At 41.7% G+C, this 15796-nt stretch carries 13 protein-coding genes; 10 read left to right on the forward strand and 3 right to left on the reverse strand.

The window, feature by feature from the left end; all coding sequences use genetic code 11:
- Positions 1 to 71 precede the first annotated feature (71 nt).
- Complete coding sequence (locus JMX93_RS08895) at positions 72 to 1292, reverse strand: acetamidase/formamidase family protein (protein WP_198332966.1); 1221 nt, start codon at positions 1290 to 1292, stop codon at positions 72 to 74.
- Between the two features lie 204 nt (positions 1293 to 1496).
- A complete protein-coding gene (locus JMX93_RS08900) occupies positions 1497 to 2099 on the reverse strand; it encodes a LysE/ArgO family amino acid transporter (protein WP_499204480.1) in 603 nt (200 codons plus the stop codon).
- A 167-nt stretch (positions 2100 to 2266) separates the two neighbouring features.
- Between JMX93_RS08900 and JMX93_RS08905 the strand changes: the two genes are divergently transcribed.
- From JMX93_RS08905 to JMX93_RS08915, 3 genes are all read left to right on the forward strand, one after another.
- Positions 2267 to 2998, forward strand: a complete 732-nt coding sequence (locus JMX93_RS08905) for a hypothetical protein (protein WP_198332965.1) — start codon at positions 2267 to 2269, stop codon at positions 2996 to 2998.
- A gap of 249 nt (positions 2999 to 3247) precedes the next feature.
- Positions 3248 to 3931, forward strand: coding sequence for a hypothetical protein (locus JMX93_RS08910; protein ID WP_499204481.1), 684 nt, complete (start codon positions 3248 to 3250; stop codon positions 3929 to 3931).
- 40 nt (positions 3932 to 3971) lie between these two features.
- Positions 3972 to 4529, forward strand: coding sequence for a hypothetical protein (locus JMX93_RS08915; protein WP_499204482.1), 558 nt, complete (start codon positions 3972 to 3974; stop codon positions 4527 to 4529).
- 144 nt (positions 4530 to 4673) lie between these two features.
- Here the strand turns inward: JMX93_RS08915 and rluB are convergent, their stop codons facing one another.
- Entirely contained in the window at positions 4674 to 5621 is a 948-nt protein-coding gene (gene rluB, locus JMX93_RS08920) for a 23S rRNA pseudouridine(2605) synthase RluB (RefSeq protein ID WP_443214980.1), read from the reverse strand.
- Between the two features lie 643 nt (positions 5622 to 6264).
- On the opposite strand from rluB, the gene JMX93_RS08925 reads away from it, so the two are divergent.
- The 7 genes from JMX93_RS08925 to JMX93_RS08955 all read left to right on the forward strand — a co-directional run bounded on the left by JMX93_RS08925 (position 6265) and on the right by JMX93_RS08955 (position 15786).
- The gene (locus JMX93_RS08925; protein WP_443556843.1) at positions 6265 to 7305 is read left to right on the forward strand and encodes a polysaccharide biosynthesis/export family protein; all 1041 of its coding nucleotides are present in this window, start codon (positions 6265 to 6267) and stop codon (positions 7303 to 7305) included.
- A 9-nt stretch (positions 7306 to 7314) separates the two neighbouring features.
- On the forward strand, positions 7315 to 7791 hold the full coding sequence (locus JMX93_RS08930; RefSeq protein WP_499204483.1) for a low molecular weight protein-tyrosine-phosphatase: 477 nt from the start codon (positions 7315 to 7317) through the stop codon (positions 7789 to 7791).
- A 31-nt stretch (positions 7792 to 7822) separates the two neighbouring features.
- On the forward strand, positions 7823 to 10081 hold the full coding sequence (locus tag JMX93_RS08935; protein WP_499204484.1) for a polysaccharide biosynthesis tyrosine autokinase: 2259 nt from the start codon (positions 7823 to 7825) through the stop codon (positions 10079 to 10081).
- A gap of 49 nt (positions 10082 to 10130) precedes the next feature.
- On the forward strand, positions 10131 to 12134 hold the full coding sequence (locus JMX93_RS08940; RefSeq protein ID WP_499204485.1) for a polysaccharide biosynthesis protein: 2004 nt from the start codon (positions 10131 to 10133) through the stop codon (positions 12132 to 12134).
- Between the two features lie 66 nt (positions 12135 to 12200).
- Complete coding sequence (locus JMX93_RS08945) at positions 12201 to 13517, forward strand: oligosaccharide flippase family protein (RefSeq protein ID WP_443517825.1); 1317 nt, start codon at positions 12201 to 12203, stop codon at positions 13515 to 13517.
- 69 nt (positions 13518 to 13586) lie between these two features.
- Positions 13587 to 14603 (forward strand): glycosyltransferase family 2 protein, encoded by a 1017-nt coding sequence (locus JMX93_RS08950; RefSeq protein ID WP_499204486.1) that lies wholly within the window; start codon positions 13587 to 13589, stop codon positions 14601 to 14603.
- Entirely contained in the window at positions 14596 to 15786 is a 1191-nt protein-coding gene (locus tag JMX93_RS08955; protein WP_499204487.1) for a hypothetical protein, read from the forward strand. Before JMX93_RS08950 ends, JMX93_RS08955 begins: the two co-directional genes overlap by 8 nt.
- Positions 15787 to 15796 lie beyond the last annotated feature (10 nt).

Genomic DNA, 15796 nt, shown 5'->3' on the forward strand with positions numbered 1-15796 from the left:
AGCACTTAGACCCCAGGTAATCTACCTGCGTTAAGTGCTTGCTATTGTCGTATGAAAGACGCTTGTTTTACTTACTCTTCACTAAACTCTTTGAAATCCGCTTTACGAATTTTTGCGTGGATACCTTTCGTTTTATCGACGACTTGTGACACCTCAAAGTCGGTCGCCGCACTTAAATAAGCATAAGCCAACGCTTCATCAATACCATACTCTCTATTTAAAAAACCAATGGCTTCACGAGTCGATTTTTTCATGGCTTCATCCAAGTCTTCATCTAAACCCGGCGTAATCCAAAATTCAGCATTTTCACCCAGTGGTTGTGACAATGTCTTACCAGGTATTTTATCTTTACCAGCTTTTAGTAATGTAAACTTAAAGGTAGCACGGGCTGAGGCTTCGAGTGCGGTGAGTGCGACTTCACCATCTCCTTGAGCAAAATGACTGTCGCCTGTATAGAAGAGTGCGCCAGGAACTTGCACAGGATAATATACCGTTGAACCATCGCCTAAATCATTGATGTCCATATTACCGCCGTGTATTGCAGGAGGGACAGAATGCACCAGTTCTGAAGTATTGGACGCCACTCCCATCAGGCCCATGAATGGATTGAGTGGAAAGCGAATAGACTTACCAGATTCTGTCTTGATAATACCTTCATAGTCACCGTTAGCATTTTTTTCTATAGGCGTAAAAACAGAGACATTACCAAAGCGTTCGGGATGATCTTTAGAGGCATTTTTTTGCTGTGATTTTTTTGGAAACTCTCCAACCAATGTCCCTTTACCATGGCGATTAGAGATAACACCATAGGGCACACGAGGTTCAATTTTAATAACTTCTACTTTTAAAATGTCACCTGGCATGGCGCCTTGTATTTCAAGCGGCCCTGTCACAATATGTGGTCCGTCTTTATGAAAATCATGCTCTAAACTGGATCCTGTAATCTTTTTTGCTTCATCCAAAACATAGTCAGCTTTGACGCCTTTTGACTTAAAGTATTTTTCTGCATCACGTCCTTGATCTTCGAGTAACCCCTCATGAGAAACCGTATCGAAGGTAACACGACTGCCAGATGGTACGCTCAAAACAGGCTTGGCGTCTCTATTAGGTAAATAGCCCCAGCTGATGGTTTGTAGGGTGGAAGGCACATAATAGTTACCTTGGTATTTGCCCTCTTTTAGTTGCGTGGGCTTATTTGTTATTTCCTTTAGCACTTGGAAGTTTTCTGCATTGGCAAACGATAAAGTAAACGTGCTTAAAATAAGTAGAGATAAAGCCGTTCTTTTCAACATAAATCATATCCTTAATTTTTTAAAAGCAACAATTTCATAACTGCTTTTTGATTAAGGCAAGTTCTATACCAATCCCAAAAAAGCGCTCATTTACGCACCATATTCAAAAAATCTTTATTCTACCCTTATAATAAGTTCTAACTTGGTGCTATAAAACCACTGACGAACGATTTTGGTGCATGAATATAAAATACCAAAGCAATACTAACTACTATATAAGTGCCACGCCAAATACAACATGAGTATCCCTACCAAAGCATCGAGTATATTCCACGCTTTTGGTTTGGCAAATAATGGTTTGAGTAATCGCGCCCCATAACCCAATGCAAAAAAGAAAAAGAATGAGGCATTGATGGCACCGACTGCAAATGCCAGCTTACTGCTAGCACCCGTTGAAACCATACCAACGAGTACCAATGTATCTAAGTAGACGTGTGGATTAAGCCATGTAAAGCCAAAACATAATAACAGGGCTTTTTTTAAGCTGGTGACGACCTGTCCCTCGACGGTGAGTGCATGTGTGACACGTACACTGGCATATAAGCTTTGCAATCCATAGCCTAGCAAGAATACGACGCCAGCGAATTTTGCGATATTGACCACTTGTGGGTATTGCGCCGTGACTGCGCCAAAACCGCCAACGCCAGCAGAGATTAAAAGTGCATCACTGACCGCGCAAAATAAGCAGACAAAAAATATGTGCTCACGTTTGAGCCCTTGTTTGAGTACAAAGGCGTTTTGTGAGCCAATCGCGATGATGAGCGATAGCCCAAGTAAAAATCCAGAGGTGTAGTCGGTCGCATTCATAATAGTGTGCTTAGCATGGGGCGGATGAGAGGTGTTGACATTTTGCTTACTGGCAGCGCGGTAAAAAGCTGTTAAGATACGCTATTGGATAAATCTATGCAATACGAGCGCAATAAGCGTGCACGGCACGAGGGGCAAGGTAGGTCATGGTGGTAAGTCTGACAAGAATGCTAAAGTCATTTGGGCAAGCTCAAAATGACCTGCCAACGCTCGCAGCCAAAAATGCTCAGGAAACGGCTATCAGTCAAGATATAAAGGTGACTGATAACAATGATGAGAACGATCAAACTGTCAATCAGCGTTCTGTGCTGACGCCTCCTGAGCGTGCAGGTCGTATTTGTGATGCTTTAGCACAAGTGAGTGATATCAGAACGCCGACGCCATTGACTGATCGCTATCTGTCCAATCGCGCTCAGATGCGCCCGACCAATAGACCGCCTTTTGACCCCGATACCTTGTGGTATCTCAAACATGGACGCTGCCCGATTATGACTGAGCTTGTTGATGTGGTCGATGAAGCCACCCTAAATGCCATGCCCATTGAGGCGGTTGCGATACTAGACCGTATCAATGGTAAGTTAAAACGCTATCGTGAGTGGAGCAGTGAGCTCAATGAGCAGCAACAACAGCAACATAATGAACGCCAATTTGTCATTGATAAGCTGGTGTCAGAGAGCATCCCAGAAGCGCTACATCATTATGAGCAATTACAGCGCTTTAGTCCGCACCGCACCAAAAACAATATGGTGCAAGGAAAAATGACGGCAGGTGACATGCTGACTGATTTGTTTTTAGAGATTGATTATGAGCTTGATGAGTTGTTAGATGAGCTGCATCAAACGGTGATGAATCGTTTAGCTTCAACGCACCGTTATGTCAAAAGCCGTACAAAAAGTTAATGGCTAATGGCTGTTAATTATCATCATCAAATTAACATAAGTCAGTGCTGTGACTGAATTGAGGACACGCCCTAACACGGCTTGAACATGAGCGACGCAATGCATAACAATATAGGGCTTTAATAGAGCCTTATTTTTTTGTTTAATGATAACTATCTATCTTATTTAGAATAATAAGCTATTTAAAATAATAAGAAATTTACCAAGCAATTTAGCTAAGCCATTTTATTCAACAATTAGGATACTCTAATGACTCAAGTTACTGCGATGTTTGTCATGTTTATTTTATATGGGGTGTTACCAGTCGCTGGGTTATATCTGGGATATCGTGGTATCAAAAAAATGACTGCGCCTAAAATGCTTGAGTACAAAGCGATGCCGCAATTGGGTTATATCCCCGAAAAAAGCTTGCCCGTTGAGGTTAAAACAGCACTCGACCAAATCAATGAAAAAGGGGAGAAGCTGCGGGTCATTTATGGCGATACCAATAATGATGGCAAGATAGACGATAAAGATACGGTCAATGAAACCTATATCATGATTCAAAATTTAATGGACAGACATGTGCCACTTGCTGTGGCTGACTATCGCCGCTTGCATGACTTAGATGTGGGGGATGGCGCGCGCGCTGACACGACCAAAATTAAGCACTCTAATATGACTGGAAAAGAAGCGCTACTAGATGTATTGCGTACCATTAATACTCAGTTTGATGATTTACTGAATGCCTCTTATCACCAAGATGGTCAAAAACTGCTCGCGACCAACCGCTATCTACAAAAACGCTTTAATAATCCTGCTACTGCAGATATTGAAAAGCTCGATAGCAATGTTAGTAGTGCTAATGCTAATACCGATATAGAAATTAAAGCGCTTGAAAATCCAACTGGTGCAACTCGTAAGAGTGTGAGTGCTGAGGATATCAAACTGTAAATGCAAAGTGGTCTGATTAAACGATGAAGAGTAAGGGTATATGAGTATCTTAATAGGCATTGGCATTGTAACGACCGTCACGACCTTTTATTTAGGTAAAAAAGGCTGGCATGCGCTGCACAAAGCAGTCGGTATTTCGCCAGGTGTACTCACTTATCGAGATTATGATGCACCGTTGTCATTATCTACTATAAATTGGCAACAGCTGGCATTGAATAAAGCGCATTTGAAAAACTTGTCAGAGCCACAGCTGCGCCAATTAAAACGTATTGATGAAAAAGTAACTAGCTATCAAGCATATCAAAAAGCCCTACAAGCTCAGCACAAAACGCCTGCAGTAACAGAGCAACAGTTTGTACTGAATAAAATGTTGCACACTCGACTACCTGAAATGCTTTCCAGTCATCATCATCTAGCGAATATTAATATAAGCGTTGGCAATGCAAATAATGAAAAAAAAGCGGAAGCCAATCAGTTATTACAGCAGGTACTTAATAATATTGAGCAGCGTCTAGATAGATTATTAGAACAAATGGAAAGTCAGCAGCTACAGGCGTTACGAGTAATGAAGAATTATATTAATAGCCACGATAGCTAAATATAAGTCGTTAGGTTTACAACAACTTTTTATAAAATTCTATAAAAAAAGCTGCCAATGATTATTCCTCATTGGCAGCTTTTTTGTGGTCTACTTTAAATCTATTAAAGATTCAAAGTCACACTACATTTTACACTCAGGCGATTAACGCTTGTCGTTGCGATCACGAGTGTTACGCGTACCACGACTGGCAGGGCTAGCACTGCTTTTAGGCTTCGCGCTACTGTTACGATTGTCGCTACCACTGCGGTTATCGCTGCGACTGTCAGTAGTACGACGCGCTTTTAGCGGTTTGTTTTTGATACGCTCTTGCTTTTCTTTAGCCGCACCGTGCAGACCTGTACCATAACGAGGACGTAAGCTCACAAGATCTGTCAACGTATTGATGTCTTTTTTGTCCAGTTCCAAGAAGCGACCAGTACGCAACTCTTTTGGTAGGGCAATCGTACCATAGCGTGTGCGTAGTAGACGGCTAACTTTTAGGCCTTGTGATTCAAACAAGCGACGTACTTCACGGTTACGGCCTTCTTTTAGTTGGACGTGATACCACTTGTTGACGCCTTCACCACCGCCTTCTTTAATGTCTTCAAACTGTGCCATACCATCTTCTAGCATAACACCAGTAGTCAATGCACGGGCGATGTCAGGCGTCACTTCGCCCAATACACGTACTGCGTATTCGCGCGTGACTTCGCCAGACGGATGCATCAAGCGATGCGCCATCTCACCATCATTGGTAAACAATAACAGTCCGGTTGAATTGATGTCCAAGCGTCCGACCATCACCCAGCGATCATGAGTCAGTTTTGGCAAACGCTCAAAAACGGTTGGACGACCTTCAGGATCTTTAGCTGAACAAACTTCGCCTTCAGGCTTGTAGTAAGCCAATACGCGGCGACGCTTTTCATTTTCGGCAGTGTATTTAATCTGACGACCGTCAACGCGAATCTCATCGCCTTGTTCGACGCGATCACCAATGGTCGCTGGGCCATTATTAACAGTAACGCGCCCTGATTTGATGACTTCTTCCATTTGACGGCGTGAGCCAAGACCCATACGGGCGAGGGCTTTCTGTAATTTTTCATCTTTCATAATCATGTCCTTGAGTCGGTGGGTTTACATTTCTCAATGTAAAAAAATTGGATTGACTATTCTACGCTATTTTGATGACTTTAGCACGTAAACCAGTTCCTACAAACTGTATCAAGTTATTGTTATATAACGATAAGAAAAAAGTTTGGTAAATTGAACGAGGTTTTTAAAATAAGATTTTATCTAGCCATTCTAAAAAAGGTATTTATTTATTGATAATTACTTACATTTATCTGTTAATAAAACAGTGATTTTTATAAATATAATTAAGATGAGTTAAACAGTAAAACCCACGCCAAATTTTTATTTTTGAGTCCATAAGTACTAAGAAGCACTTCTTATCTCTTCTAATATATCTTCTGATTCATTATGTTTGTATTTTTAATTTTATTAATATGAGCTATAAGCCTTGTATAAAAGGGGGTTCACGTAAAACTGATAAAATAAAAAATTGTTCTTACATCAATGTTTATAAATATTGCGTTATGTATAGTTTAGGTGTATATTCAATAAATACATCCTTTTTTATGAATATATTGAACGCAGCAAGGCACTTCTATTTGATTCACGAATATAAATATGAGTAACTGTTATGGTTTATAAATATTTCATTTCTGTACAAAAGCGCTCTTTAATAACAAGCGTGTCTTGCTTATTGCTGACATTGGTACTCACCAGTTGCACGATAAATTCAGGACTTCAGTCTGGGAAAATACCCGAATCAGGGGTGTTCACTGCAGAAAATGGTCTACAGTTTTATGTTCAACCTTTGAGTTTAGCCAACTTACCACCTAAAGAAGCCATCATCCTAAATCAAGATTTATCCTATTTAGTAAAAACATCTGGGCGCGTCAGCTATGGCATTGCTAAAGGGGATATTCTCAATATTATCCTGACCAATTACCCAGATATTAATGCCTCAACATCTAGTCTGACGGTCGATCAGCAAGGGTTCATACAGTTCCCATTAATAGGAAGAATCAAAGCCAGCGGTCTCAGTGTGCCGCAGTTCACTGCTACTTTGCAAAGTAAGCTCCAACGCTATCTCAAATATTCAGATCCTCAGGTCAAAATCATCAACTACCGTGGTAGCAAGTTTTTTGTGGATGGTGAGGTTAAGCAGTCTGGTGAGTTTGCTATCGCAGATGTGCCTATCTCAGTATATGGCGCGATCTCTATGGCGGGCGGTACGACTGAAGCTGGTGATTCAAACCATATCGTACTAAATCGTCAAGGCAAAAGTTACAAGCTTGGCACCCAATCATTAAATCAAATGGGACTGTCTGCCAATCAAATCTACTTACAAGACGGCGATGCTATTCATGTTAATAGTCAAAGCCGCAATAAGGTCTATGTATTGGGTGAATTTGGCAAAATTGAGCCCGTTGCTATTCCTGAGCAAGGGCTGAGCCTAGCGCATGTATTAGGTGAGTCAAATGGATTGAATTCCAATACAGCCAACGCAGCCAAAGTATATATCGTTCGGGATAACCCAAAGTATCAGTATACCAATATTTATTATGTCGATATGCAGAGCATCACGAGTTTGGCATTAGCCAGCCGTTTTGACATGCAAGCCAATGACATTCTTTATGTCGATCCCACTGGCTTGGCGCGCTGGAATCGTATTATTAGCGCCATACTGCCTTCAACGTCAGCAATTAATGTGATTTCAGGGATATAGGAGTCAGTTATGGGAGCGTTTAATCATATCTTAGTCGTTTGTGTTGGCAATATATGCCGCAGCCCGATGGCTGCTGCCATATTAATGGCATATTATCCAGAAAAGCATATCGAATCCGCTGGTTTGTCAGCGCTCGTAGGACAGGCTGCTGATGCAAAAGCGGTTGCATTGATAGCTACTCATCATATAGATATCAGTGCTCATATTGCCAAGCAAATTAATGAAGTGTTAGTCAGTCAGTCAGATTTAATTTTGACGATGACAACCAGCCAAACCAAATGGATTGAAAGTCAGTGGCCGCATTGTCGCGGAAAAACCTTTCGAATTGGGCATTGGCTTGATAAAGATATTGCTGACCCTTATCAGCAGGATGACTCAGCATTTGAAAAAAGTAGACAAGATATTATCGATAGTCTTGAACAATGGACTGACAAGATTAGCGACGCGACATCAATTAGAGCGTTGAAGTTCAGCGAATGCTATTAAACGATCAACATTGAGCGATGAGTATATGGTTATGAATAATATGGATTCAAAAGACCTATCAACGTCTACGGGCGAAAAAAACAATGACGACATCGATTTAATGGCGCTGATTTTAGTATTGTTGCGTGGTTGGAAAATTATCGCTCTCATGGCGATATTGGGGCTTTTACTAGGGCTTTTGTATACCCGCTATGTGAATCCCACCTATAAATCAGATGCGCTGATACAGATTGAAGAAAATACTCAAGGAATAGAGGCGCTTGGCGCGAGTATCTCAGATTTGGTCGGTGCAGAAGTCAGCAAAGCGGAGACAGAAGCAGAGCTGATAAGATCACGTATGATATTGGAGCCAGTGGTTGAGCTATTGCACCTGCGCATTAAGCTAACAGATCCCAACATTGGTCATCTTGATAGGATAAAAAGCAATCGTACTTACACTCAATTAAATACACCGGATGATGTGTCACTTGATACCGAAAATGGCGTAGTAAAAGTCCGCCAATTTGATGTATCACCAGCGTACTTGAACCAACCTTTTACGCTCACAAAATCTGCTACAGGATTTGTTTTAAGCAATGGATTTGATGACTTCAAAGGTCAGCTTGGTCAGCCGCATCAGTTCAAAGGGTTGAACGGTCAAATTAATATCACTGTCATAGAGTTACCCGCTGATGGTTACCCAATTAATATTACTAAGCAGACGATAAAGACCGCGACTGACGCTATCAACAGCGCTTTATCTGTTGAAGAACAAGGTCAAAAAACGGGGATTATTCAGCTGTCGATGACGGGTCCCAACCAAGAGCAAATCACGACTATACTCAATCAGATTGTCCAATCCTACGTCGATCAAAACCAATCTCGTGGCTCTGAAGAAACGACCAAAACACTTGCCTTTATGGAAACGCAGATACCTCTATTAAAAGAAAAATTAGAGACTTCTGAAGCACTGTTTAATGACTTTCGTAAAAAATATGGCACGATTGATGTGGGTAAAGAAGCTGAATTGTTATTGAATGAGAAGTCGCGCATTGATGAGCAGCTCAATGAGCTTAGACTCAAAAAAGCAGACCTAACTACTTATTACACCGAAGAACATCCACTGGTCATTCAAATTAATGAACAGCTCAAAGTGCTGAATAATAGAATAAGAGAGATAGACAATACCATTGCAGGTCTCCCTGAAATACAGCGAGAGTTTTTAAAGCTGTCAGAAGATACCGCCATCAATCGAGAAATCTATCTGACGCTGCTCAAAAACTATGAGCAACTTAAAATCGTCAAGGCCGGTCAAATCGGCTATGCCCGTATTATCGATTCACCGACCAGCACCTTTAATGCCATTGCACCAAACAAACTACAAATCATGATGCTGACTACATTCATAGGCATGATGCTTGGGGTAATGCTGGTGCTATTGAAGAATCTTATTAGAAATGTCGTAAAAGATCCAGAGCATTTAGAGGCCACCACGGGCATCCCTGTCATTGCAACGATTCCACGCTCACCCTTACTGTCGAGGTTGAATAAAAAGAAGACCACCCCTCGCATGCTCGCTCATGTTGATCACAGTAGTTTAAGTTATGAAGCGATTAAAAGCTTAAGAACCAATTTAATGTTTGGTATGCCAATGGGGACAGTGGTCGGGCAGCCCGCGCAAGTAATATTGATTACTGGGGAGAGCCCAGGTGTCGGCAAGTCGTTTATCGCTGCCAATTTAGCAGAGGTATTTGCCCAGCTCAATAAAAAAGTCTTAGTCATTGATGGTGATATGCGTTTAGGCGAGTTGCATAAAATGTTTAACATGAGCCAACATGATGGACTTGCCGATTATTTATTGCAGGATCAAAAGAACTTTTCTCCGATTGATGGTACTCAATCAGACAGTGAGGTTTCTAGCTTAGGGATTGAAGGCTTTATCCACTCTACTGGTATGGATATGATTGACTTTATACCGCGTGGACGGCAGTCGCACAATCCTACCTCATTGCTGATAGGAGAGAAATTCGATCATTTAATGGCAGAGCTAAAAACTCAATATGATTATATTGTCATCGACTCACCCCCAATATTGGCGGCATCAGATGCTATGGTACTCGCGCAACATGCAGACAAAGTGCTTATCGTCACGAAGTTTAATCATTCAATAGAAGGGCAACTGGTTTATGCGATCAAGCAAATGAATAAAGCCAATGTACAAGTAGATGGCATTATTCTCAATGATGTACAGCAGAGTCTTATGGATAAATATAGCTATCACTATCATTATGCCTACGGAGATAACCGCTAGTTTGCGTGGTGGTTGCCTATAAGCAGACCAACTTAATTGGGTGGATCTTATGTTTATAAAAACAGAGTCAAACAATGCTTATCAGTCGTCCAGTGGTTTTAATCAATGGTCGAAGCGTATGGCTCTGTATTTATTGTCATTACCACGCCTTGCTAAAAGCACCCTCTTATTTAGTATAGACTTTGCCATGTCGAGCTTTTGCTTATTATTGGCATTGATGCTACGACAAGGGTATGTGGCCTCTCATATCAGTCTTGCCGCATTGGCTTTTTATGCATTCGTGCCGGTTGCGAGCTTATATCTTATTGGTTTTTATCGAAGTGCCTCTCGAGGTTTTTTTGATGCAGTGATGGGTCGTGTGCTGCAACTGTTCTTTTTACTTATTATTGTTTATCAAGTGATCATTTATTTGAGTCCATCAGCGATGATACCGCGCTCAGCCCCAGTTATATTTCTATTTCTATTTTTTATTTGGCTGTGGAATAGTAGGCTCATGATACGCGCGTTACTGAAACGTCTACAGGGTACAGGTCAGAACCGTCGTCCAAATGCCTGTTGTGACAACGTGATTATTTATGGTGCAGGAGAAGCTGGTAGAGAGTTGCTAGAAAGTTTGAGACATTCTTATCAGTACAATGTGGTGGCGTATATCGATGATGATCAGCAGCTTACCGGAGCTTATCTGCATGGCAAACAAATATATGCGGCTCACGCGCTTCCATGGTTGATAGAAAAACTCAAGGTGGCACAGGTGATTTTGGCCATGCCCTCTATGAGCCGTGCTCGTAAAAAACAGATTATGGACAGTCTGTCAGGTATCTCCGTTAAGATAAAAGATTTGCCAAGCTTACGAGAGCTCGCTGATGAGATAGTAACCGTCAGTCATATAAGACCCGTTGACATACTAGATGTGCTCGAACGAGAAACGGTCGAACCTGTGGCTGAGTTGCTACAAAAAAACATTACTGGTAAAAACGTCCTAGTTACAGGGGCAGGTGGCTCAATTGGTAGTGAGCTGTGTCGGCAAATTATCAAAAATAAGCCTAAATGCTTAGTGCTATATGAACAGTCTGAGTATGCTTTATACACTATAGATCAAGAACTTGGTAACCTCAAAAAAGCGGATGCTGATTATCAAAATATTGAGATTATTAGCATTATTGGCAGTGTCAGGAACGAAAAAAAATTAATCAATATATTCGAAAAAAACCATATAAAAACGATTTATCACGCTGCAGCCTATAAGCATGTGCCTATGGTTGAGTCCAATCCCTTTGAGGGTACCATCAATAATACCAAAGGCACTTACCATTGTGCCCGTGCTGCGATACAGGCTCGCGTTGAGACTTTTGTGCTGATTTCTACTGACAAAGCCGTGCGACCTACCAATGTGATGGGAGCGTCCAAACGCTTGGCTGAGTTGGTCTGCCAAGGATTGAGTCAAAGTAACAGTCAGACTTGTTTTAGCATGGTGCGTTTTGGCAATGTTCTAGGGTCGTCAGGTTCTGTGGTGCCGTTATTTACCAAACAGATTGAGAAAGGCGGTCCGATCACCATTACTCATCCAGACATCACGCGCTATTTTATGACGATTCCAGAAGCGGCCAGTTTGGTTATTCAGGCAGGAGCGATGGCATTCGGTGGAGAAGTGTTTGTGCTTGATATGGGCGCACCCGTCAAAATTGTTGATCTGGCAAAACGTATGATTCGTTTGACGGGTTGTGAGCTAAAAGATGATAGCAATCCCAATGGTGACATCGAAATCATATTTACTGGATTGAGACCGGGTGAAAAGCTCTACGAGGAGTTAATCATTGGTGAAGACAATATCGAACCTACTTTTCATCCATTGATTATGCAAGCAATGGAGCACAGCTTTCCTTTGCAAGATATCGAAAATATCTTATTTGAATTGGTAGAAAAAGCAAAGCAGCAAGATGTAGTCTGGCTGAAAACACAGTTTAAGTTTTTTGTCGAAGGCTACCGAGAAGGCTCTGAGAATGATATTGAGGTAGAGAAAGTAGATACCACACTGACAGATGAAATTGGTTAATAGAGTGAAGCGCGCTATCGTAACTTCCTTACAAGTTCTGTGAGGCACTAAATTGGACAATATGTCATGAGCTCTGAAGTATGTTTATTGATACAGAGCACAATAAACAGGTTGAAAACCAGTCATTTTGTGCGAGATGTGGTCATGGTTGGTGGCGGTATTGCTGCTGGACAGGCCATCGCCATGATTTTTATGCCGTTTCTCACCAGACTATATAGACCTGAGGATTTCGGTATTGCTGCCGCCTTTACTGCTGTCGTCAGCATCATCACTCCGATTGCCACTATGGGCTATGCAAATGCAATCGTGATGCCTGACAGTGATGAGGATGCAGCGGCAATTGCTCGATTGTCTATATTACTCAGTCTGGTGATAGCCGTTTTCTCATTCATTGTTATATATGTCGGCAAGTTTTATTTGGCAAGGTGGATGGGTATGGAAAGTACGCCAAACATGCTATATCTCATACCATTAACGCTATTAATAGGTGCTTTTCTTTCTGTCGCTGATCAGTCTGCTATTAGAGTGGGCTTATTTAAAGCGAAAGCTCGGGCTTATGTCGAAAGCAAGTTTGTGACAGATAGCAGTAAGCTGATAGGCGGTATGCTGGCGCCTTCTGGTATGTTGCTTATTTTATTAACGATAGCAGGGCAGCTCACAAACTTTATCATGCAGATGCTTCGTGTACCTAGAGTAGGTGTATTAAATGTCCGTCATTGGTTTGGTACTGAGGGTATTCGACATGCCGCGATATCGCAGCGTGATTTTGCGATATATCGTATGCCACAAAGTATCCTGAATGCGGCTTCAGTGGGGTTGCCAACCATCTTGTTAGCATCACTATTTAGTGCTTCTTCTGCAGGGCAGTATTCATTAGCTGTCCTTGTGCTTGGCGCGCCAGCGATGCTGTTAGGTCAGGCGGTTGGAGAGGTTTTCTATCCTAAAATTACGCGTGCCATCACAGCAAATTCATCTGAGGCTTATCAGTTTTTATTAAAAGTGACGTTGATTTTATTGGTGGTTGGTATTGTTCCATTCGGTACAGTGTTCGTTTTTGGTGATTATCTTTTTTCTTTAGTGTTCGGTGCAGAGTGGGCATTGGCAGGTAGTTATTCGCAGTGGCTGTCTATTTGGCTTTTGACCAGTTTAGTGTCTGGTGCGAGTACTGCGGCATTGCCAGCATTGCGTTTACAGCGATTTCTTTTGATTAGAGAAGTGTTTGCAGTGGTATTTCGTGCCGTAGCACTATATGTAGGTTTTTACGTTTTTGAGTCAGATATGATAGCCATTGCCCTTTTCTCATTCGTTGGGGTGCTGCTGAGTTTATCTATCATTTATGTCGCTTTTCGGCGTCTTGTCCATATTCCTGAAATAGAGCAGTAGCTACGTTTTTCGGCTGCTTTGAATGGTACAAAGGATATGCATTAGAAGTCTCAATTTGAGAGGCTCACTATGATTTCAGTTATTATCGCCGCGTTCAATGCCGCCGCCACTATTGATCGTTGTATTAATAGTATTGATGTTGCGAAAAAGAGTCACGACATTGAGCTAATAGTCATTGACGATGGTTCTAAAGATGAAACGGCTCGTCTATTGCATAGCTGGGCAAATGCTAGGACATGGATAACGGTGAAATATCAAAAAAATGGGGGCGTGGCAGAAGCTCGTAATACTGGGCTCGATATATCAACTGGCAATTACATCGTTTTTATAGATGCGGATGACACCATTGATGATTGGTATTTTGATTTTGTCTTTGAACAGGCTGTTGATCGAGATGTCGAGATGTTGGCGTTTGGTCATAAGCGCATGATGCTAGATGGCTCTGTTGTCGAGCGTCCTAACAGTGCAGCAGAATACTCACGGCAAGATATTGAAATGCTACAACTGAGAGTGACAGAGAATAGACATATATATTGGTACGCCTGTACCAAGGTGTATAGCAAAAACTTAATCGCAGATCTGCGCTTTGATAGCGACGTAAAATTTGGTGAGGATGGTATTTTTAATATCGAATGTCTAAGTAAAGCGAATCGTTTGTCGGTGGTGTCAGACTGCCCATATAACTACTATGAAAGTGCGACCTCGATAACAAGCTCACAATACAAATCAGGGCTTTTGGAATCTATTGAAGCGGACTATAAAGCCAGAGTCAGGATACATGATTGGTCGATCAGTGCTACTGAAAAGCAAGTGCTATTATCAGATTTTGCTCGTAGTTATGTCGAGCATATGCTGCCATATTTACTTAATAATTTGGCGCATATCAGCATGAAAAATCGTCGGGCAGAGTTAATGAAAATACGCCAGTCTTTCGTTTATCAGAAATGTCTGCCGCATTACTATCAACGACATCCAGCACGCGGTATTCGTGTGTTGATTCTATGTTTTTCTCGACGTTGGTATGTTATGACGCTGGTTTTCTTACAGTTGTCTTGGTCTAAAGCAAAGGTGAAAAAATATGCTTAATATTGATTTGTTGCCCCAGCCTTTAAATAGTGACGAGAACGGTCAAAAGCGCTGTTGTTTGCTGCAACAGACAATAGATAGCGGGCAAATGACTGAGAAAGAATTGTGGTTTTTGTACCCAGCTGACCTACCAATGCCAGAAGACGATGATTGTGACGCTTATTTACTAGCCACATTATTGCCAGCGATGCAGATGCGAGCAGCCATTCATGTGCATGGTAGCGTGTCGCGTGAGCTATTAGCCAACATGACAGAGCTACAGTATGTTTGGAATAAATGGTTACCAGATCGTTATTTTTTGATTGATATACAAGTGGATCGTATGCGAGAACAAGACTGGCATGTAGGTGGTGCTATTGCTGCGTTTTCTGGTGGCGTTGATGCCCAGTTTACTGTTTATCGTCATGCGACAGGCATCGCAGGATATGCTACGCGAGATATTAAAGCAGGGGTTTTTGTGCATGGCTTTGACATACCACTAGATGATGCAAAAGGGTTTGCTGATGCGGCAAAAATAGCGACAAAAGTGCTTGCAGATATCCATATCGATTTAGTGGTCGTTAAAACGAATATTCGAGGACTTTGGGATATCAATTGGGAAGACTATCATGCTGCTGCTATCGCTTCAGTCTTATGTGGCTTAAAACAATATGCAGACATTGGACTCATCGGTAGCGGTGACTCTTATGATGCCCTAATTAGCCCTTGGGGTTCACATCCTATCACTGATCCACTGCTAAGTTCTAGTGACTTTAGAGTGATTCATGATGGCGCAGGGTTTAGTCGATCAGAGAAGCTTCAAGCGCTTGCAGAATGGCCATTAGGTATACAAAATTTACGTGTCTGTTGGGCTGGAGATAAGCATGATAGCAACTGCGGTCGCTGTGAAAAATGTGTTAGAACACGACTAAATCTTTTAGTGGCAGGTATCGAAAACCCTCAATGCTTTAGTGATCCTATTGATTCATCACTCTTTAAAAATATGATTTTAAAAAACGAAATAATACGTATAGATTGGCATTTTATCCGCCGTGAAATGCTCAAAACGGGTAGAGGTCTTGAATGGCTTCCACATATTGAAAAAGTTCTCAAACGTCAATCACCTCCTAAATTGAGTAGGTTGTTTCCTTTTGGCTCAAAGCGTCGTATGTGGGTTAAGAAGCTATTAATGAAAAACAAATAGGGGAGCGTTA

This window comes from Psychrobacter muriicola 2pS, from assembly GCF_904846535.1.
GTDB classification, from domain to species: Bacteria; Pseudomonadota; Gammaproteobacteria; order Pseudomonadales; family Moraxellaceae; genus Psychrobacter; species Psychrobacter aquimaris.